At 59.6% G+C, this 18,777-nt stretch carries 18 protein-coding genes and 2 pseudogenes; 7 read left to right on the top strand and 13 right to left on the bottom strand.

Features of this window, described 5'->3' with window-relative positions:
* The first annotated feature begins 216 nt into the window (after positions 1 to 216).
* Positions 217 to 2,454 carry a fibronectin type III domain-containing protein gene (locus tag L9059_RS09605; RefSeq protein ID WP_247290348.1) on the top strand — a complete coding sequence of 746 codons (2,238 nt, stop codon included), beginning with the start codon at positions 217 to 219 and terminating at the stop codon, positions 2,452 to 2,454.
* Between the two features lie 7 nt (positions 2,455 to 2,461).
* Here the strand turns inward: L9059_RS09605 and L9059_RS09600 are convergent, their stop codons facing one another.
* The 3 genes from L9059_RS09600 to L9059_RS09590 form a co-directional block, all read right to left on the bottom strand.
* Positions 2,462 to 3,103 (bottom strand): DUF1345 domain-containing protein, encoded by a 642-nt coding sequence (locus L9059_RS09600; protein ID WP_247290345.1) that lies wholly within the window; start codon positions 3,101 to 3,103, stop codon positions 2,462 to 2,464.
* Between the two features lie 160 nt (positions 3,104 to 3,263).
* Positions 3,264 to 6,362 carry an efflux RND transporter permease subunit gene (locus L9059_RS09595; RefSeq protein ID WP_247290343.1) on the bottom strand — a complete coding sequence of 1,033 codons (3,099 nt, stop codon included), beginning with the start codon at positions 6,360 to 6,362 and terminating at the stop codon, positions 3,264 to 3,266.
* A 14-nt stretch (positions 6,363 to 6,376) separates the two neighbouring features.
* Entirely contained in the window at positions 6,377 to 7,534 is a 1,158-nt protein-coding gene (locus L9059_RS09590; RefSeq protein ID WP_247290342.1) for an efflux RND transporter periplasmic adaptor subunit, read from the bottom strand.
* Positions 7,535 to 7,828: 294 nt separating this feature from the next.
* Between L9059_RS09590 and L9059_RS09585 the strand changes: the two genes are divergently transcribed.
* Together L9059_RS09585 and L9059_RS09580 are read left to right on the top strand one after the other, a co-directional pair.
* The gene (locus L9059_RS09585; RefSeq protein WP_247290340.1) at positions 7,829 to 8,530 is read left to right on the top strand and encodes a response regulator; all 702 of its coding nucleotides are present in this window, start codon (positions 7,829 to 7,831) and stop codon (positions 8,528 to 8,530) included.
* A 4-nt stretch (positions 8,531 to 8,534) separates the two neighbouring features.
* Complete coding sequence (locus L9059_RS09580; protein WP_247290339.1) at positions 8,535 to 9,836, top strand: ATP-binding protein; 1,302 nt, start codon at positions 8,535 to 8,537, stop codon at positions 9,834 to 9,836.
* 381 nt (positions 9,837 to 10,217) lie between these two features.
* Here L9059_RS09580 and L9059_RS09575 read toward each other — a convergent pair whose 3' ends face one another.
* The 3 genes and pseudogenes from L9059_RS09575 to L9059_RS30895 all read right to left on the bottom strand — a co-directional run.
* Positions 10,218 to 10,751 carry a tetratricopeptide repeat protein gene (locus L9059_RS09575; RefSeq protein WP_247290337.1) on the bottom strand — a complete coding sequence of 178 codons (534 nt, stop codon included), beginning with the start codon at positions 10,749 to 10,751 and terminating at the stop codon, positions 10,218 to 10,220.
* Between the two features lie 276 nt (positions 10,752 to 11,027).
* Positions 11,028 to 11,111, bottom strand: a pseudogene (locus L9059_RS30900) (NAD(P)-dependent oxidoreductase); the annotation flags it as partial.
* A gap of 60 nt (positions 11,112 to 11,171) precedes the next feature.
* Positions 11,172 to 11,231: pseudogene (locus L9059_RS30895) on the bottom strand (hypothetical protein); the annotation flags it as partial.
* On the opposite strand from L9059_RS30895, the gene L9059_RS30890 reads away from it, so the two are divergent.
* Complete coding sequence (locus L9059_RS30890) at positions 11,230 to 11,373, top strand: hypothetical protein (protein ID WP_428480253.1); 144 nt, start codon at positions 11,230 to 11,232, stop codon at positions 11,371 to 11,373. The pseudogene L9059_RS30895 and the gene L9059_RS30890 sit on opposite strands and share 2 nt — an antisense overlap.
* A gap of 76 nt (positions 11,374 to 11,449) precedes the next feature.
* Here the strand turns inward: L9059_RS30890 and L9059_RS09565 are convergent, their stop codons facing one another.
* The 3 genes from L9059_RS09565 to L9059_RS09555 all read right to left on the bottom strand — a co-directional run bounded on the left by L9059_RS09565 (position 11,450) and on the right by L9059_RS09555 (position 13,438).
* Complete coding sequence (locus L9059_RS09565) at positions 11,450 to 12,475, bottom strand: alpha/beta fold hydrolase (RefSeq protein WP_247290335.1); 1,026 nt, start codon at positions 12,473 to 12,475, stop codon at positions 11,450 to 11,452.
* Between the two features lie 82 nt (positions 12,476 to 12,557).
* Positions 12,558 to 12,992, bottom strand: a complete 435-nt coding sequence (locus tag L9059_RS09560; protein WP_247290561.1) for a YqaA family protein — start codon at positions 12,990 to 12,992, stop codon at positions 12,558 to 12,560.
* Positions 12,992 to 13,438: a DUF411 domain-containing protein gene (locus tag L9059_RS09555; RefSeq protein WP_247290333.1), complete on the bottom strand. Its 447-nt coding sequence runs from the start codon at positions 13,436 to 13,438 to the stop codon at positions 12,992 to 12,994. Before L9059_RS09555 ends, L9059_RS09560 begins: the two co-directional genes overlap by 1 nt.
* A 250-nt stretch (positions 13,439 to 13,688) precedes the next feature.
* Here L9059_RS09555 and L9059_RS09550 point away from each other — a divergent pair, with 250 nt between their 5' ends.
* On the top strand, positions 13,689 to 13,877 hold the full coding sequence (locus L9059_RS09550; RefSeq protein ID WP_045058337.1) for a hypothetical protein: 189 nt from the start codon (positions 13,689 to 13,691) through the stop codon (positions 13,875 to 13,877).
* A 19-nt stretch (positions 13,878 to 13,896) separates the two neighbouring features.
* On the opposite strand, the gene L9059_RS09545 is transcribed toward L9059_RS09550, so the two are convergent.
* Positions 13,897 to 14,268 carry a fe2+ zn2+ uptake regulation protein gene (locus tag L9059_RS09545; RefSeq protein ID WP_247290332.1) on the bottom strand — a complete coding sequence of 124 codons (372 nt, stop codon included), beginning with the start codon at positions 14,266 to 14,268 and terminating at the stop codon, positions 13,897 to 13,899.
* Positions 14,269 to 14,817: 549 nt separating this feature from the next.
* Here L9059_RS09545 and L9059_RS09540 point away from each other — a divergent pair.
* A complete protein-coding gene (locus L9059_RS09540) occupies positions 14,818 to 15,858 on the top strand; it encodes an Ldh family oxidoreductase (RefSeq protein WP_247290330.1) in 1,041 nt (346 codons plus the stop codon).
* Positions 15,859 to 15,922: 64 nt separating this feature from the next.
* Here the strand turns inward: L9059_RS09540 and L9059_RS09535 are convergent, their stop codons facing one another.
* Positions 15,923 to 16,240, bottom strand: coding sequence for an ElaB/YgaM/YqjD family protein (locus L9059_RS09535; RefSeq protein ID WP_247290328.1), 318 nt, complete (start codon positions 16,238 to 16,240; stop codon positions 15,923 to 15,925).
* A gap of 163 nt (positions 16,241 to 16,403) precedes the next feature.
* Here L9059_RS09535 and L9059_RS09530 point away from each other — a divergent pair, with 163 nt between their 5' ends.
* Positions 16,404 to 16,655, top strand: coding sequence for a hypothetical protein (locus tag L9059_RS09530; protein WP_247290326.1), 252 nt, complete (start codon positions 16,404 to 16,406; stop codon positions 16,653 to 16,655).
* A gap of 53 nt (positions 16,656 to 16,708) precedes the next feature.
* Here the strand turns inward: L9059_RS09530 and L9059_RS09525 are convergent, their stop codons facing one another.
* Both L9059_RS09525 and L9059_RS09520 read right to left on the bottom strand, forming a co-directional pair.
* Positions 16,709 to 17,182 (bottom strand): LEA/WHy family protein, encoded by a 474-nt coding sequence (locus L9059_RS09525; RefSeq protein WP_247290324.1) that lies wholly within the window; start codon positions 17,180 to 17,182, stop codon positions 16,709 to 16,711.
* 58 nt (positions 17,183 to 17,240) lie between these two features.
* On the bottom strand, positions 17,241 to 18,713 hold the full coding sequence (locus L9059_RS09520) for a nucleobase:cation symporter-2 family protein (RefSeq protein WP_247290322.1): 1,473 nt from the start codon (positions 18,711 to 18,713) through the stop codon (positions 17,241 to 17,243).
* Between the last annotated feature and the right edge of the window lie 64 nt (positions 18,714 to 18,777).

The raw sequence follows: 18,777 nt of genomic DNA, 5'->3' as shown, positions 1-18,777 counted from the left end.
TTTATTAGGAAGCAGCGGCGGTGTGTTTTCGCTGAAACCGGTTTCAGAAGACACCATAACCTGATGGGTCGTCAAGGGGGGAGTGAAACAAAATTGTCAGCCAGCGCCGACGTTAGTGCATGTACAGGAAAGTGCCACTAACTGATCTGCTAGTGGCGTTCCGAGCGAGTGCGAACTCTACTATGTCGCATGAACCATCGTCCGGAGAGAAACCCCATGGCCCGTATATCTACGATTTTCGAATGCCCTGACGCTACGGAGCGCGTATTGGACTGTCGCCATCTGCTTAGCGCCGCTTCGATCCGGATTAAGTCTCGGGCAGAGCTTGCATTAAGTGAGATGACCACTTTGACCTGCAGCGGGGTCCTGGCGGATGGTTCAGTGTCCAGATTGCAACTGCGCCAGGTGGAGCCACTCGACGATCGCGCGCGCAACAGTGATCTACGGTTTGAAATCCCCCTGCACTATTTGAATAGTTTAAATGATAAATCGAAGTTGCAGATGACGTTGCTGGCTGAAGATTTGCAAGTCATTAGTTCGGAAATACTCAGCGTGCTTACATTGACGCAGTCTTGTGGAATGTTGGCGCCCATAGCAATGCTGCCTTTATATTTTGATGGGCATACGCCAACTTCGTTTAGAGTCACGTCCATGTACAACGACGCCCACATAAAGTTCGAGGTTGGGTATGGGCGCGACGACCAGTGGCCGACCCGGATTGATACGTTCGAATCGGTTAATAAAACCAATACCATTACAGGGCTGCAGCCTCTAACCAAATACTTTGTCAATGTCCGCGTGCTAACCAGTCAAGGATGGGTGGACTTTCCGGAGGGTGTTACCCATACCCAGCAAGGGTTGGAGTTACCCGATGCACCCACCGATCTAAGTGCTGGCTCGGCGAGTTATTCAGTGGCATTGACCTGGAAAGAATCTGCGCTTGCAACTGGATATCGTGTGAGTTACGGCTTGCACCCCAATGGCTCGGTCATCGACACCGCCACTTTCCTGACGCCGGGCGGTACAATGAGTGGTTTAAATTCCAATACCTCCTATTATTTCGATCTCCTGGCCTATAACACTGCTGGCAATTCACCATCAGTGCGCGCCACTGCAATAACGTTGCAGGTTCCCGCCCCTCCGGCAAGCGTGCACGCAACGCCGGCGATCCTGACGATGGATCTGACATGGTCCCCCTCCACAGGGGCGAACAGATATATTGTCAGGCATGGGGTCGAGTCCGGCGGCGCCGCTCAGACCGAAACGGTGTATTCCACGAGCTATCAATTAACGGGGTTGAGTAAAAATACGCTGTACTTTGTCGAGGTCGCTGCAGCCAACGCCAACGGTAGTTCCTTGCCCACGCGGATCACCCAAAAAACCCTGGATGGTCCCCCCATCCCGTCACGTCCAGGGCCGATGCATAAGGTTGTGACCTTCGATAAAGTTGAGGTCAATTGGGTCGGGAGTTCAGCCCCGAATTTTGAATTCGTTTATGGCCTGGATGATAAGTACCCTGAAGTGATTGGCAGGCATACAACCAAATACTTCCATCACAGCATTATATATCTGGCACCTGATACGAAATACTTCCTAGAGCTTCGTGCTTTTAACGAAAGTGGTTACTCAGAGCCCTCTAGTACTTCTGTCATAACCGGTCCGGACATGACGCAACCGCGCGGCGTACACAATCCAGGCAGAACGTTTTCCGAGTCGTGGTTGAAGTGGGAAAGCCCGGTAGATCAGTCATACTTGATCGATTACGAAATAACCTGCCCAGGACGTGAACCTGTACGCACCACTGCACTGGAACACATTTTAACGGACTTGATTCCCGAAAAAGCATATACGTTCAACATCCAGCCTCGCAGAATCGCAGGTCCCGTTCCTGCGATGCCTGTGTCTATTCAGGTGGTCACTCATGATCGAGTGCCCCCCACCAAGCCGGGTAATTTGAAGCTCACCGCCTCCGCGCGGGGTGATGCAACACTTGACTGGCGTGCGTCTGAAGACAACGTAGGCGTGACAGGCTATCAAATGCGTCGCAATGGCGAAGCCTGGGTCGCGGTGAGTGGAACCAGCTGTCCGGTCACTGGTTTGATAGATGGCGTCGTCGAAAGGTTTGAAGTACGTGCCAGAGATGCTGCCGGAAATTGGTCTATTCCGGCTTGCGTGTCTTCCAGGAACGCCCCGCCAAATCCTCCGCAAAACTTCCGTTACTCACAACTGGGTGCATTATCAATAATGGAGTGGGATGCTCCGATAGCGACGATGGAGGTAACCGGTTATGAGGTTGTATTGACCGGCCCACAGGGAGGTGAGCTTCGTTACAGCGTAGTTAACAGGGTTTTGATGCAGGTCCTGCGTCCACAAACCCGCTACGACGTGCGGATTTTCGCGAAAAATGCGGGTGGCAACTCGCTGCCGTTAATCGCGCAGATGACGACTAAATAATGCGACGTCAGCCAAACAACCCTGCGGCGATATTGATTGAAAACCCCAATATCGCCGTGTTGAACAAAAAACCGATCAGCGACTGGGCCAGCACGATCTTGCGCATATCACGGGTTGCAACACCCACGTCCGCAGTCTGCACCGCAACGCCGATGGTGAACGAAAAATACAGGAAGTCCCAATAGTTGGGCGTGGTCAGGCCCTCGGCGAAACGCAGTGCCGGGTCCTTGCCGCTCCAGGTGTAGAACAGGCGTGCGTAGTGCACGCTGAAGATCACGCCGATCAGCAACCATGAGCCAATCACGGTTAGTGCAGTGAAACCGTAGTGCAGCAGTCTGGTCGTGGCTTCCAGTTGCTTGCTGCCCGCCAGCTCAAAGGCGATGGTGGCCAGGCTGGCGATCGCGGCGATGCACACAACAAAAAGCACCAGACCGGCGTTTTCGTCTTCGACTTCGGCGATGCGTTTCACGTCAGGCGCTTTGGCGCGGGCGGTGAGCCAGAGCATCAGCACCAGATAGGTCCAGACCCCGGCGTTCCAGCCGACGAGGATCTTGCTGATGATCGAGTCGGCGGGGGCCAGGATGCCTACTGCGATGCCGAGGGTAATGGCGGCGGAAAGGCGCGGGTGGGTGCGGGCGAGGAGGGGCATGGGGACTCACGGTGGCAGAACGTCAGTGCACCATAGCGCGGTCCTGTTGTAGGGGCGAGCTTGCTCGCGATGGTCGTTAACGATGACGCTGGGAGCCTGACACCCACAGCGGCGTTCTTGCGTTCATCGCGAGCAAGCGCGCTCCTACAACGGGGGGCAGCTATAGGTCTTTATGGCGCTTGCGCACCAGCTTCATCACCACCACAAAAAATACCGGTACAAATAACACCGCCAAGGTGGCGGTGATCATCCCGCCAATGACCCCGGTGCCGATGGCTTGCTGGCTGGCCGAACTGGCGCCTGTCGCAATGGCCAGCGGCACTACGCCGAGAATGAACGCCAGGGACGTCATCACGATGGGCCGCAAGCGCAAACGTGCCGCTTGCAGAGTGGCGTCGATCAGGTCGTGGCCTTCGTCATACAGGCTCTTGGCAAACTCGATGATCAGGATCGCGTTCTTCGCCGACAGGCCAATGATGGTGATCAACCCGACCTTGAAGAACACGTCGTTAGGCATTCCACGCAAGGTCACGGCCAGTACCGCGCCCAGCACGCCCAGCGGTACTACCAGGAGCACCGAGGTCGGGATCGACCAGCTCTCGTACAACGCCGCCAGGCACAGGAACACGATCAGCAAGGATAACCCCAGCAGGATCGGCGCCTGGCTTCCGGACAGCCGCTCCTGCAAGGACAGCCCCGTCCATTCCTGGCCCAAACCCGCAGGTCCCAGCGCAACCAGGCGCTCGATCTCGGCCATGGCTTCGCCGGTGCTGTGCCCCGGCTTGGGTTCACCGGAAATGCTGATCGCCGGGTAGCCGTTGTAACGGGTCAACTGCGCCGGGCCCTGGGTCCATTTGGCCTCGACGAAGGCTGACAACGGCACCATTTTTCCGGCGGTGTTGCGCACGTGCATTTGCAGCAGGTCGGCCACCTGGCTGCGCTGGTCGCCTTCGGCCTGTACCACCACCCGTTGCATCCGCCCCTGATTGGGGAAGTCGTTGACGTAGGTGGAACCGACGGCGGTGGACAGCACGTTACCGATCTCGGCGAACGACACACCCAGGGCATTGGCCTGCTTGCGGTCGACAATCAATTGCACCTGTGGCGCCTCGGCCAGGGCGCTTTCACGCACGTTCATCAGTATCGGGCTTTTCTCTGCTGCCTCCAGCAACTCGGTGCGAGCCTGCATCAGCGTGGCATGACCGAGGCCGCCACGATCCTGCAAGCGGAACTCGAAACCGCTGGAGGTGCCCAGGCCGTCCACCGGTGGCGGCAAAACCGAGAACGCCGCAGCGTCCTTGATCTGGCTCAGGGCGATGTTGGCGCGGTCGGCAATCGAGCTCGCCGAGTCATCACTGCCACGCTCCGACCAGTCTTTCAGCGTGGTGAACGCCAGCGCCGCGTTCTGCCCGCTGCCGGAAAAACTGAAGCCAAGGATGACTGTACTGTCGCCCACTCCAGGTTCCTTGGCGTTATGCGCCTCAATCTGCTCGACCACCGCCACCGTGCGGTTCTTGCTCGCACCCGGCGGCAGTTGCACGTCGGTGATGGTGTAGCCCTGGTCTTCAACCGGCAGGAACGAGGAGGGCAGGCGCACGAAGCAAATGCCCAGGCCGATCAGCAGCACGCCGTAGATCAGCAGATAGCGCCCGGTGCGCTTTAGCGCGTAGGCCACCCAGGATTGATAACGTTCGGTCAGTTGGTCGAAGCGGCGGTTGAACCAGCCGAAGAATCCGCGTTTTTCATGATGCTCGCCTTTGGCGACGGGCTTGAGCAAGGTCGCGCACAGCGCTGGGGTCAAGGTCAGGGCAAGGAACGCCGAGAATAGGATCGAGGTGGCCATCGACAGGGAAAACTGCCGGTAGATTACCCCAACCGAGCCCTGCATGAACGCCATGGGAATGAACACGGCCACCAGCACCAGGGTAATGCCGATGATCGCCCCGGTGATCTGCTGCATGGCCTTGCGCGTCGCCTCCTTGGGCGACAGGCCTTCGGTGACCATGATCCGCTCGACGTTCTCCACCACCACGATCGCGTCATCCACCAGGATGCCGATGGCCAGGACCATGCCGAACATGGTCAGCACGTTGATCGAGAATCCCAGGGCCAGCATGGTGGCGAAGGTCCCCATCAGCGCGACCGGCACCACCAGGGTCGGGATCAGCGTGTAGCGAATGTTCTGCAGGAACAGGAACATCACTGCGAACACCAGCACCATGGCTTCGACCAGGGTGTAAACGACCTTGGTGATCGAGACCTTGACGAAAGGCGAGGTGTCGTAGGGGATCTTGTACTCGACGCCTGCGGGGAAATACCGCGCCAGCTCATCCATCTTCGCCCGGACCAGGGTTGCGGTGCTCAGGGCGTTGGCGCTGGGTGCCAGTTGCACGCTGACAGCGGTCGACGGCTTGCCGTTCAGGCGAGTGCCGAACTGGTACTCCTGGCTGCCGATTTCCACCCGGGCAACATCGGCGATGCGCACGGTAGAGCCGTCAGGATTGGCCTTGAGCACGATGTCGGCGAACTCTTCCGGGGTCGACAGTTGGCCTTTCACCAGGATGGTTGCAGTGATTTCCTGAGTGCTGCGGGTCGGCAGGTCGCCGATGCTACCGGCCGAAACCTGGGCGTTCTGAGCGACGATGGCGGCGTTGACGTCGGCCGGGGTCAGGTTGAAACCGATCAGTTTCTGCGGGTCGATCCAGATGCGCATGGCCCGCTCGGCGCCGTACAACTGGGCCTTGCCGACTCCGTCCAGGCGCTTGATTTCGTTCATCACATTGCGCGCCAGGTAATCGCTGAGCGCCGTCTCGTCCAGTTTGCCGTCGCTGGAGGTGAGGGTGATCAGCAGCAGGAAGCCGGAAGACACTTTTTCTACCTGCAATCCCTGCTGGTTCACCGCCTGGGGCAGTCGAGATTCGACGACTTTCAGGCGATTTTGTACGTCGACCTGGGCCAGCTCCGGGTTGGTGCCCGGCTGGAAAGTGGCTTTGATCGTCGCGCTGCCCAGGCTGCTCTGGGATTCGAAATACAGCAGGTTGTCAGCGCCGTTGAGCTCTTCCTCGATCAGGCTGACCACGCTTTCGTCAATGGTCTGCGCCGAGGCGCCAGGGTATACGGCGTAGATTTCGACCTGCGGCGGCGCGACGTCGGGGTATTGCGCCACCGGCAACTGCGGGATCGCCAGGGCACCCGCCAGCAGGATGAACAGGGCGACCACCCAGGCGAAAATCGGGCGATCGATAAAGAACTGCGGCATAAAAAGCGTCCTGCTTACTGGCCAGAAACCTGGACAAGTGGAAGAGGGGTGTCGTCGATCTGGACTTTCTCGCCGGGACGGGCGTGCTGCAGGCCTTCGATGACGATGCGGTCGCCCGGTTTAAGGCCACCGCTGACAATCCAGCGATCGTTCTGCACCGCACCCAGGTCAACTGGCTGCTGGCCGACCCGCTGTTCGGCATCGAGCAGCAACACCTGGGCGACCCCCGCGCTGTCACGCTGGACGGCCCGTTGCGGCACGCTGATGCCCTGCTGGTCGATCGCCTGTTCCAGGCGCACCCGCACGAAACTGCCGGGCAGCAAGTCGAGGTCCGGGTTGGGGAATTCGCTGCGCAGGGTGATCTGGCCGGTGCCCGGGTCGACCGTTATGTCGGTGAACAACAGTTTGCCCGGCAGCGGGTAGAGGCTGCCGTCGTCCTGGATCAGCGTGGCCTTGGCCTGGCCCTGACCCACCTGCTGCAATTGGCCGGAGCGGAACGCGCGGCGCAGGTCGTTGAGCTCGCGGGTCGATTGAGTCAGGTCGGCATGGATCGGGTTGAGTTGCTGGATCAACGCCAGGGGCGTGGTTTCATTTTGCCCGACCAGTGCGCCCTCCGTTACCAGGGCACGCCCGATGCGACCGGAAATTGGCGCGGTGACGGTGGCATAGCCAAGATTGAGCCTGGCCCGTTCGACGGCGGCCTTGTTGCCGGCGACATCGGCGGCGGTTTGCCGAACCGCAGCCCGGGCATTGTCGTAATCCTGGCCGCTGATGGCGTTGCCTTCCACCAGTTGGGCGTAGCGCTGTTCCTGCAGGCGCGCCTGGAATGCGTTGGCCTCGGCCTTGCGCAGCGCAGCTTCGGCGCTGTCCAGGTCGGCCTTGAAGGGGGCCGGGTCAATGCGAAACAGCACGTCCCCCTGCTTGACGTCGCTGCCTTCGCGGAAGGTGCGCTGCAGGACCACGCCAGGCACCCGGGCGCGGACTTCAGCCATGCGCGGCGCGGCAATTCGTCCGCTTAGTTCGCTGGTAATCGACAGTGGTCGCGCCTCAATGGTTTCGATGCGCACGGTGGCCAGCGGTGCCGCTTCTTCGGCGATCGACGACTTGTCACACGCGCCCAGCGTCAGCGCCAGTGCAATCAGACTGAGTCTGGCCAGCAGATTCTTCGACATGTAATACCCCAATAATGACCCCCGGCATCCTACGGGGAGGTGGCGAGAGTAGCGGTGAAGCTTTGTACGTGCCGTGTGAAATTGTGTAAGGGTTTTACTCAAGGGTGGGTGAGGGCGTATATCCTGCATGCCTTGATACCTATTGCGCCTGTTATGCCGCCTTCGCGAGCAAGCCCGCTCCCACAGTGGATCTGTGGTGTACACAGGATTTGTGTCCAACGAGCATCGCTGTGTGAGCAAGGCTTGCCCGCGACAGCAATCCGGCAGGCGTCACCGTACTTTCTGGAAACACCCATGCCCAACATCCTCCTGGTCGAAGACGACACTGCCCTCGCCGAGCTGATTGCCAGCTACCTGGAACGCAACGGCTACTCCGTCAGCGTGATAGGCCGCGGCGATCATGTGCGCGAACGTGCGCGACTCAATCCGCCGGACCTGGTCATCCTCGACCTGATGCTGCCGGGGCTCGATGGCTTGCAGGTTTGCCGCCTGCTGCGCACCGACTCGGCGACCTTGCCGATCCTGATGCTCACCGCCCGCGACGACAGCCACGATCAGGTCCTGGGCCTGGAAATGGGCGCCGACGATTACGTCACCAAGCCCTGCGAGCCCCGGGTGCTGCTGGCCAGGGTGCGCACCTTGTTGCGTCGCAGCAGCCTCGGCGAGCCGCAGACAGCCAACGACCGGATTCTCATGGGCAACCTGTGCATCGACCTGTCCGAGCGCACCGTCACCTGGCGTGGGCAGTTGGTGGAGTTGTCCAGCGGTGAGTACAACCTGCTGGTGGTGCTGGCCCGGCACGCGGGCGAAGTGTTGAGCCGGGACCAGATCCTGCAACGCCTGCGGGGCATCGAGTTCAACGGCACCGACCGTTCGGTGGACGTGGCGATTTCCAAACTGCGGCGCAAGTTCGACGACACCGCCGCAGAGGCGCGCAAGATCAAGACGGTGTGGGGCAAGGGTTACCTGTTCAGCCGCTCCGAGTGGGAATGCTGAGCCTATGTTCAGACTCCTGTTCCGCTTGTACCTGGTGACCATCGTTTCCTACAGCGCGGCGATTTACCTGGTCCCTGACGTGGTGATCAAGCTATTCCACGAGCGCTTCGTCAACTACAACCTTGACTATTCCCGCGGCTTGCAAAGCCTGATCGTCAAGCAGTTTCATGGCGTGCCGCAGGAGCAGTGGCCGGGCCTGGCCGAGCAGATGGACAAGGAATTCGAACCGCTGCACATCGTGTTGGCAGGCATCGACGACGTCGATTTCACCCCGGCGGAAAGGGAGCGCCTGCAACGGGGCGAGAAGGTCGTGCGCATCGGTGACTGGGGCTGGCGCACCCTGGCGGTAGCGCCGCTGAACGAGCAAACCGTGGTCAAGATGGTGGTGCCGCCGGACCCGCTGGACGTTAACCTGTTGTACTGGAGCATCAACCTGCTGATTGGCGCGACCATGCTCGCTTGCCTGTTGCTGTGGCTACGTGCGCACTGGCGCGATCTGGAGCGCCTCAAGGGCACCGCTGAACGTTTTGGCAAGGGCCAACTGACTGAGCGCACAAAGATTTCGCCGCGCTCAAATATCGGCAGCCTGGCGCACGTGTTCGACACCATGGCGAGTGATATCGAAAGCCTGCTAAATCAGCAACGGGACCTGCTTAACGCAGTCTCCCATGAGTTACGCACGCCTCTGACCCGCCTGGATTTCGGCCTGGCTCTGGCACTCTCCGATGACTTGCCAGCGACCAGTCGCGAACGCCTGCAAGGCTTGGTGGCGCACATTCGCGAGCTGGATGAACTGGTGCTTGAATTGTTGTCCTACAGCCGCCTGCAAAACCCTGTACGGCTGCCGGAGCAGGTCGAGGTCTCACTGGATGAATTCATCGACAGCGTGTTGGGCAGTGTCGATGAAGAACTGGAATCGCCGGACATCGTGATCGACGTGTGGCTCCATGGCCAACTCGAGCGCTTCAGCCTCGACCCGCGCCTCACTGCGCGGGCGCTGCAGAACCTCCTGCGCAACGCCATGCGCTACTGCGAGAAACGCATTCAGGTCAGCGTGCAGGTGCTGGCCCACGGCTGCGAGATCTGGGTGGATGACGACGGGATCGGGATTCCCGATGACGAGCGAGAGCGGATTTTCGAACCTTTCTACCGGCTTGATCGCAGTCGCGACCGGGCCACGGGCGGTTTCGGCCTGGGCTTGGCCATCAGCCGTCGCGCCCTGGAGGCTCAAGGCGGGACACTGACGGTGGAGGCTTCGCCCCTGGGCGGTGCCAGGTTCAGATTATGGTTGGCCAGCCCGACCTGAGATGGACGAACGGTACGGCAATCCAGGTCTGATAGCGGCATAACTGTCACCCTTGACAGTTGTCACTCCCAAGGGCTGAGGGCTTCAATGTCTTCAAGTGCAAGGGAGAGATGATGTGGGAGCGTCCATAACAATAAGACATGCCACTGGAACCATCACAGCAATCAGGCAGGTCAGGGTCGCGGACTGCGCCCTGAAATTTGCGATGGTCACCTGCGCCGATCGTACGTCGAGATGGGCGATACGACTGCCCACGCTGCAGGAGGCTGCCTGCTTTGAAGTCGGCGACGAGGTCAGGTACACGCTGATCAGCGAGCCTTCAGGCGAACCCGCCAGGGCCCAGGACTTGGTGAAGCTACAGCCTGCGGGCCCGACGCCGCCTCAGGTTTTCGAGGAATCGTTGATCGCTTCTGCCAAGTCCTGATATTCCTCGCATCGGATATTGCCGCAGATGGACTTGATCTGCTGCAACTGTTCCTGGGCTAGGTCCAGTCGCCCTTTGATCACATAGGCTTCACCGAGATATTCGCGGACCTGCGCGTACTGCGGGTCGAGTTTGACCGCCTGCAGGTAATAGCCGATGCCTTCGTCGGTGCGCCCGAGTTTGCGCGTGGCGTAGCCGCGATAGTTCAGTGCCTTGGCGGTGTTGGGTTGTTTCAGCGTGTCGAGCAACGCCAGGGCCTCTTCGTAGCGACCGTCCTTGGCCAGGCGATAGGCGTAAGTGGTGCGATCGGCGTCAGGCAGCAGGCTGCTGTCCTGCATCAGACATTTTTGCTGTTTGCTGTCCCAGACCTGGCCCTTGGGACAATTGGGCTTGGCCGGTTCTTCCTCTTCGTCACCGTTGGCGAAGGCAAGTGGGCTGGAGAGCGCGACGGCCAGCAGCAGTGGGGAGCACCAGGCGAGACGAGTATTCATGAGCCAATCCTCAGGGGGGATACCTATAGAACATCGCCGCGCCGGCAAATGTTCAATTCTTTGCAGCGGTCCATTGTAAGCAAAGCCCAAGTGGTGAAGTTCTGCTTGACTGCCGATCAGGTCAGCAGCCGGATCGGTGCTCCCGCCGACCAAACCTGGATGTCTTCAATCATCTGCGAAAAGAACAGCTGGTAGTTCTGCCGGCTCACGTACCCTACATGCGGTGTTGCCAACACGTTGTCGAGGGTTCTGAAAGGGATGATGGGGCGGCAAAGGTTCCTGTTCGAATACATCCAGTGCCGCGCCGCCTAATCGCTGTTTTTGCAACGCCTCGATCAGTGCCGACTCGTCCACCAGCCCGCGGCTGCCGAGGCCAAGAATGCCCAGGGTCTTGCCGTGCAAGTCGCTGCTCAGGCCTTGTTGCCACTGGCCGGCTCGCAGAGCGCTGGCTACGGCGAGCAGATTGCGCGTGGCGGCCATGATCAGCGCCCAGGTCAACTCCGGCGTGGCGTGCTTGCATCACGCAGATTACCTGGAATGCCTGCAGGCGCTCGGCGATGGTGGCGTTATCGGCCGGGAAGTCGTGCAGGAAACTCACTTGCCCAATCGCGTCCAGCACTGACCAGTCCACCACGTCGCGCGCCACATTCTGCCAGTCATCGAGCACCGCAATCTGCACAGCCATTGGCCTTACCTCATCAAGGAACGGGGTTGGTCTTGCTCAACCAGGCGAGCAGGGCCTGGTGAAATTTTTCCGGCTCTTCCATTTGCGGTGCATGGCCCATGCCGGGGAATTCCACCAGGGTCGACTGTGGAATCAGTTTGGCCACTTGTTTGCCCAGCACTTCGTAATGGCCGATTTTCGACTTGACCTCGGGCGGAGCGATGTCCTTGCCGATGGCCGTTGTGTCGGACGTGCCGATCAGCAACAGAGTGGGCATCTTCAGGTCCTTGAACTCGTAGTACACCGGCTGGGTGAAGATCATGTCGTAGATCCGCGCCGAGTTCCAAGCCACCTGGGTCTTGCCCGGCCCTTTGGCCAGGCCGGCGTACATGTCCACCCAGCGGTCGTATTCGGGCTTCCAGCGCCCGTCATAGTAAGTGCTGCGTTCGTAGTTGCGGATGCCTTGCGCGGTCACTTTCAGCTCCCGCTCATACCATTGGTCAACAGTGCGATAGGGCACGCCAAGGGCTTTCCAGTCCTCAAGGCCAATGGGGTTGACCATGGCCAGTTGATCGACCTGTTCGGGGTATTGCAGCGCATAGCGGGTGGCGAGCATGCCACCGGTGGAATGCCCCAGCAGGGTGGCCTTCTGGACGCCCAGGGCCTTGAGCAATTGCTGGGTATTGGTCGCCAGTTGTTGGAAACTGTACTGATAATGCGCAGGCTTGCTGGAGGTGCAAAAGCCGATCTGGTCCGGGGCGATGACCCGGTATCCGGCTTTGCTCAGCGCCTTGATCGATGTGTCCCAGGTCGCGCCGCAGAAGTTCTTGCCGTGCATCAGCACCACGCTGCGACCGTTGGCCTTACCTTCGGCAGCGACGTCCATGTAGCCCATCTGCAGGGATTCTCCCTGGGATTCAAAGGCGAAATGTTTCACCGTGTAGGGGTACTCGAAGCCCTGTAGCTGCGGGCCGTATTCCGGTCCGTCGGCGTAGGCAACGGTGGGCAACGCAGCGCTCAGCAGCAGACCGGGCAGCCAGCGGAAAAAGGCGAGGGGCATGGGTTAACTCCTTGAAAATCGACCGATCCTGGGACGGCCTCATGAGGGCAATAGTAAACAGGCAATGCACAAGTCCAATCGTTCAACCGACCCAGCCTTGGGTCGCCACGGCTAGCACACCATAACGGGCGCCCTTGGCGAGGGTGACGATCAGCAGGAACCGCCCCAGTGGTTCACGCATCACACCCGCCACCAGGGTCAGCGGGTCGCCGATGATTGGCAGCCAACTGAGCAGCAGCGACCAATGCCCATAACGCTGGTAATGCGTACGGGCTTTTTCCAGGTGCCTGGGGCTGACCGGGAACCAGCGTCTATCACGAAAGCGCTCAATGCCACGGCCCAGCCACCAGTTGACCAATGACCCCAGCACATTTCCCAGGGTTGCCACCGCCAGCAGTGACCAGAGCCAGTACTTGCCACTGAGCAGCAAACCCACCAGCACGGCTTCCGATTGCAGTGGCAGCAACGTGGCGGCGCCGAAGGCAGCGAGGAACAGCCCCAGGTAAGCGCCAGCAATCACTTGGCCGGATAGTCCGCCACCACCACGTCGACGCCATCCTTGTTCAGGCCGATCACCTGGTAGGCGTCGCTCATACCGTCCATTTCCATCCCCGGCGAGCCCATGGGCATGCCTGGGGCAGCAACACCCAGCAGGTCGTCGCGCTTGCTCAATGCCATGACCTGCTCGGCCGGTACATGGCCTTCGACAAATTTGCCGTTGATCAGCCCGGTATGGCACGACGCCAGACGCGGCGGTACACCGTGTTTTAGCTTGAAAGCGTTCATGTCGGCTTCAACGTGGTCCTCGACCTTGAAGCCGTTAGCTTCCAGGTGGCTGATCCATTTTTTGCAGCAGCCACAGTTGGCGTCGCGATGGACCTCGATCGGGATGAGGTCAGCGGCCTGGGCCAGGGAAGAAATGAACAGGGCGCCCAAGGCAGCCAGTCGCAGGTGGGTTCGCATAGGGTATCTCGTTTCGAATGACGGTCGAAAACATGCATTCTGACCAGTTTCGGCGGCCAGGCATTCAAGGAGTGTTTCGAAGTACTACAAAATGCAGCGCCAGGATCATGGTAGATCAACGCTGAAGGAAGGATGAGGGACAGATGCGAAGCAAACCATCGGTGCCGGTTGTAACCGAGTCCTGTAATATGCCGACCCGTTTTGCCGCGGCCCAGGCAGGCGGACAACTCTTCAAGACCAGGAATGCCCCATGACCCAGTCGCAACGTTTGAAATACTCGATTCTGATCTCTCTTGTAGTACTGGCGATCATGTTCGGCCTGTCGTACCTGCAGAACACCGGCGTCATCGGCGAGAAAACGTTCCAGTACATTGCTATTGGCGTGGCGGTGCTGGTGGTCGTGATCAACGGCGTGATGCGTCGCAAGGTAAAGCCCTGAACGACGCAACATCGGATGATTATTCGCCGCGCAATGCGGCGAATGCCTGGGGGGTGAGGCTGTAGCTCTTGTCCGCGTTGAGAGTGACGACACCTTCGTTACACAAGCGTTTCAACACTTCGCGCACGCTGAGAAAGGACAGGGGAATATCCAGGTCCAGCAGCTGGCTGTGTAGTCCCCGCACGCCGAGGGTGCGCTCCTGCTCGGCAGCGCTCAGCAGGGCGTCGATGACTTTCAGGCGGATCAGGCTGGTGCGCAGGCCAAAGCTCTTGAGCAGGCACCTGATGCGTTCGTTGCGATGGCGATCGGTACGCTGATCGAAAACGCCGGAGCCAATGGAGGTTCCCATTGGTGCAGTGCTACCGTCCGTTGGCAGTTGCGCGTTATACATGCAAAAAACTCCTTTCCGAGCTTTGTCCGGGTAATTGTGGGTGCTCTCATTCAATAAGACGTACGAGATTGGCAAATCATGAAGGCTCAAATGTAGAAAATTTGTCGAGGCTATGTCGGCAAGGCGTGATATTCCTCGCGCTTGGGGTGGTGGGCTTCAACCGCGCCGTGAAAGTAACCCAGGCCATCGACAGCGATTCCGCACTGTCGCGTGGCGCGGATCAGTGAGCGGGAGGGGCGATGGATCTTAAGATCAAAAAATCGCAACCTCGCTTCGCTCGGCAGCTCCTACCGGGGGCGAGGCGACCAAAGAGCTCAGATCGCTGCTGACCAGGACCGACCCTTCTTAATAAGACTTCAAACCAGAGTGCTGGCTACCCTCTACGGGTGATAAATACTTATCGCGAAACTCGACGCCGGGTCGGTTACATTGGCCGGGCTGAACGCCGCCCAGTTGAAAGATTGACAGCCCATCCGGCGCTCGTTGTTTAATCGGTTTGTTTCTCATCACACGCTGTTGCCCCCTCCAATAATTAATCTGGAGCTTCAGATGTCCGCGCCACACGACCTTGCCCCTGCGAAGGCTTCGCAAAACCTGTCTTTTGATGAATTGACCCAGTTGCTCGAAAAAATCTTCCTGCGCCATGGCACCAGCGCTGACGTCGCCCGAACCCTGGCCCTCAACTGCGCGGGAGCCGAACGGGACGGCGCGCACAGCCATGGGGTATTCCGCATACCCGGCTATGTGTCGACCCTGCAAAGTGGTTGGGTCAATGGTCAGGCGATTCCGCTGGTCGAAGACGTGGCCTCGGGTTTCGTTCGAGTCGACGCCGGCAATGGGTTTGCCCAGCCAGCGTTGGCAGCAGCGCGTGCTTTGCTGGTGGAAAAGGCTCGCAGTGCAGGCATCGCGGTGCTGGCTATCCGCAACTCCCATCATTTCGCCGCGTTATGGCCGGATGTCGAACCGTTTGCCTACGAAGGGCTGGTGGCACTGAGCGTGGTCAACAGCATGACGTGCGTAGTACCGCATGGCGCCGACCGACCGCTGTTCGGCACCAACCCGATTGCTTTTGCCGCGCCTCGCGCCGCCAGTGATCCTATCGTTTTCGACCTGGCCACCAGCGCGATTGCCCATGGTGACGTGCAGATCGCGGCGCGCAAGGGTGAGCGTCTGGCAACGGGCATGGGGGTGGATAGCCTTGGACAGCCGACTGAGGACCCCAAGGCCATACTTGAGGGCGGCGCGCTTCTGCCATTTGGTGGGCACAAGGGCTCGGCCCTGTCGATGATGGTGGAGTTGTTGGCGGCGGCGCTGACGGGTGGGAATTTTTCTTTCGAGTTCGATTGGTCGAATCACCCGGGGGCCAAGACGCCGTGGACCGGGCAACTGCTGATTGTGATCGACCCCAGCAAGGCGGCAGGGCAGAGTTTTGCCGAGCGCAGCGAGGAGCTGGTGCGGCAGATGCATGGTGCAGGGCTTAAACGTTTACCGGGAGACCGCCGCCATCAGCAGCGGGCAAAGTCAGCGGCTGGAGGTATCGAGCTGGATGCGCAGACATTAGACAATCTGCGAGCACTGGCAGGGGGCTGAACCTGCCTGTGTTCAAGAGCCCAAGCAGCTGGCAGCGCCAGCCGCTGCAAAGGTTGCTGTTGAATCAGCGGCGACCGAGTAGCAGTCCCACTACCAGGCCAAAGCCAGCAGAGATCGCCACGGTTTGCCATGGATGGCCCCCGATGTAGCTCTCTGTGGCTTCAACGGCAGGCTTGGTCCGATCCCGCACGCTGTTGACCGAATCCATGGCCTGCTGCAGTTTCTGGGCGACCTGCCCGCGAAGGGTTTCCGCCTCTTCGCCGACCAGTGACGCGCTGCTCTTGAGCAGTTTTTCCGACTCTTCGATCAATGCTTGCAGATCGCTGAACGCTTGATCCTTGATTTGATCTTCGGCAATTTGCGCGGCAGTTTTCCGGGCCATTGAAGTACTCCTTGCTGATGGATAGACAGTGAACAATGGAGTGTAGAGCGGTAGGAAAAGTTGCAGGGATTTAGCGGGAAGATGGGATGCGCGCGAAAATCCAGCGCAGGACATTTCCTACCAGGGTGTAAGATGTCGCCAATTTACACAGCAGGTAAACCCCATGAGCTTCAATCTGGCCGACAAACCCCTTTCCGAGCGCGCCGCGCTAGAAGATGAAAAATCCCGTCTGTTCGACCTCTGGCAAAGCAACCTGGGCAAAGCCAAGGGCGAGGCCGCACGGTTGTTTGGCGAGCGCGCCAAACGCAAAGGTAAATGGTCCGAATGGGTCCGCTCCGAACTCGACGCCATGTCACCCCCGGAATTTGCCAACATGGTGCGCAGTGAAGTCAATCGGCTGATGGCTGCCAAGTAGGCTGCAGCCTGGCTTTACGAACTGTTCACGCTCGCGAGGCCGCTGAGTCAACGTTACCAGGTGCCGGACGTCGTCCCCGGCAAACTGAGCTTGCCACTATCGACGAAACGCATGGTGCCGAACAAGCCTGCGGCGAGTTTTCCACGCAGCACGTAGGGCAGGTTGTTCAGTGTCTGCGTCTGGCTGAGCCCCAGGGTCTGGCGCAATACCGAGAACGCCGAAACGCTGACGGGTACGGTCAGCACGGTTTCCGAAAAGCGTGGGATCGAGCCCGTCTGATCGCTCACGCCCGAGGCGAGCGGCTGGCCATTGACCTCAAGGTCCAGGGCCACGCCGTTGTAGTCAATGGGACTCTCGTTGGGGTTCTGTACACGGATTTTCACCGCAAAACGCACTTCCATGTCCTGGCCCTGCAGGGGCTCGATACCCACCACGTTGATATTGACCGGGTCGCGATTGGGGAAGAGGGCGCAGGCGCTCAGGGAGAGCATCAGCAAGGACAGGATAACGGCGTGAATACTACGCATGGACAGGCTCTCTTCAGGTAAAGGACTGAACCGCCGCCGGCTCAGCCCTCAAGTCGTGTCAGCGGTTTAACTGTGCGACCGCCGCGACGGTTGCCGGTTCACCCTTGGCCGCAACATCAGGGTTTTCCATGACCTGGAGGATCGAGGCTTCCGGGTCAAAATCGTCTTCCTCCAGTTCGATAAATTCTTCGGGCAGGAAGATGTTCAGCACGATAGCGCACAACGCGCCGACAGTGATCGGCGATTCAAAGATGTTGTGCAGCGCCAAGGGCAACTCGCGCAACACTTGGGGAACTGCCGCAACGCCCAGGCCCATGCCCAGGGAAATCGCCACGATCAGCATATTGCGTCGGTGCAGGCCGGCCTCCGCGAGGATCTTGATACCGGCCACCGCCACGGTTCCAAACATCACCAACTCAGCGCCGCCGAGCACCGGTTTGGGCATTAATTGCAACACCGCGCCGATCATCGGGAACAGCCCCAGCACTACCAGCAGGCCGGCAATGAAAAACGCCACGTAGCGGCTGGCCACGCCTGTCAGCTGAATCACCCCGTTGTTCTGGGCGAAGGTCACCATGGGCATGCTGTTGAACACGGCGGCCATGGCCGAGTTGAGTCCGTCGGCGAGTAGGCCGGACTTGATCCGCCGGATGTAGATCGGCCCCTTGACCGGTTGCCGGGAAATCATCGAGTTGGCCGTAAGGTCCCCTGCCGCTTCCAGCGGCGACACCAGGAAGATCACGGCCACCGGGATAAACGCGACCCAGTCGAAATTGAAACCATATTTGAACGGCACCGGCACGCTCATCAAGGGCACGTCGGGCATGCTTGAGAAACTGACGTCACCCATCAGCCAGGCCACGAAGTAGCCAAGGGTCAGGCCGATGACGATGGCACCCAGGCGCAGGAATGGCACGTCGACCCGGTTCAGCACCACGATAGTCCCCAGCACCAATGCGGCAAGCGCCAGGTGATGGGCGCCACCCAGATCGGTAGCACCGAAACCGCCAGCGATATCGGTCATCGCGACCTTTATCAGCGACAGGCCCATGAGTGTGATGATGGTGCCGGTGACGACCGGAGTGATCAGCATCCGCAGTTTGCCAATGAACTGGCTCAAGACCACTTCGATGAAGGCCGCGAAAAAGCACACACCGAAGATCGTCGAAAGGATTTCATCAGTGCCGCCGCCGCGGGCCTTGACCATGAAACCTGCGCTGAGAATCACGCTGATGAAGGAGAAGCTGGTGCCTTGCAGGCACAACAACCCGGAACCGATCGGCCCGAAGCGTCGAGCCTGGACGAACGTGCCCAGCCCGGAAACGAACAGCGCCATGCTGATCAGGTAGGGCACTTCGCTTTGCAGGCCCAGGGCGCTGCCCATGATCAGGGTGGGGGTGATGATGCCGACAAAACTCGCCAGTACGTGCTGCAAGGCGGCGAAGACGGTGGCGGTGAGATGGGGGCGATCGTTGAGGCCATAGATCAGGTCGTTGTTGCGCATAGCAGGGGCTTTTTCAGAGGCGGTCATGGTGATGTTCGTGCCGAAAGGCGGGCCGGGTCAGAAAATGGAGGCGCAGGATGCCAGAAAGCTC

Origin of the sequence: Pseudomonas violetae, from assembly GCF_023072615.1 — a bacterium.
Taxonomy (GTDB): domain Bacteria; phylum Pseudomonadota; class Gammaproteobacteria; order Pseudomonadales; family Pseudomonadaceae; genus Aquipseudomonas; species Aquipseudomonas violetae.
Note: the sequence above shows the minus strand (reverse complement) of the source record. Positions and strands in the feature narration are given on the sequence as shown.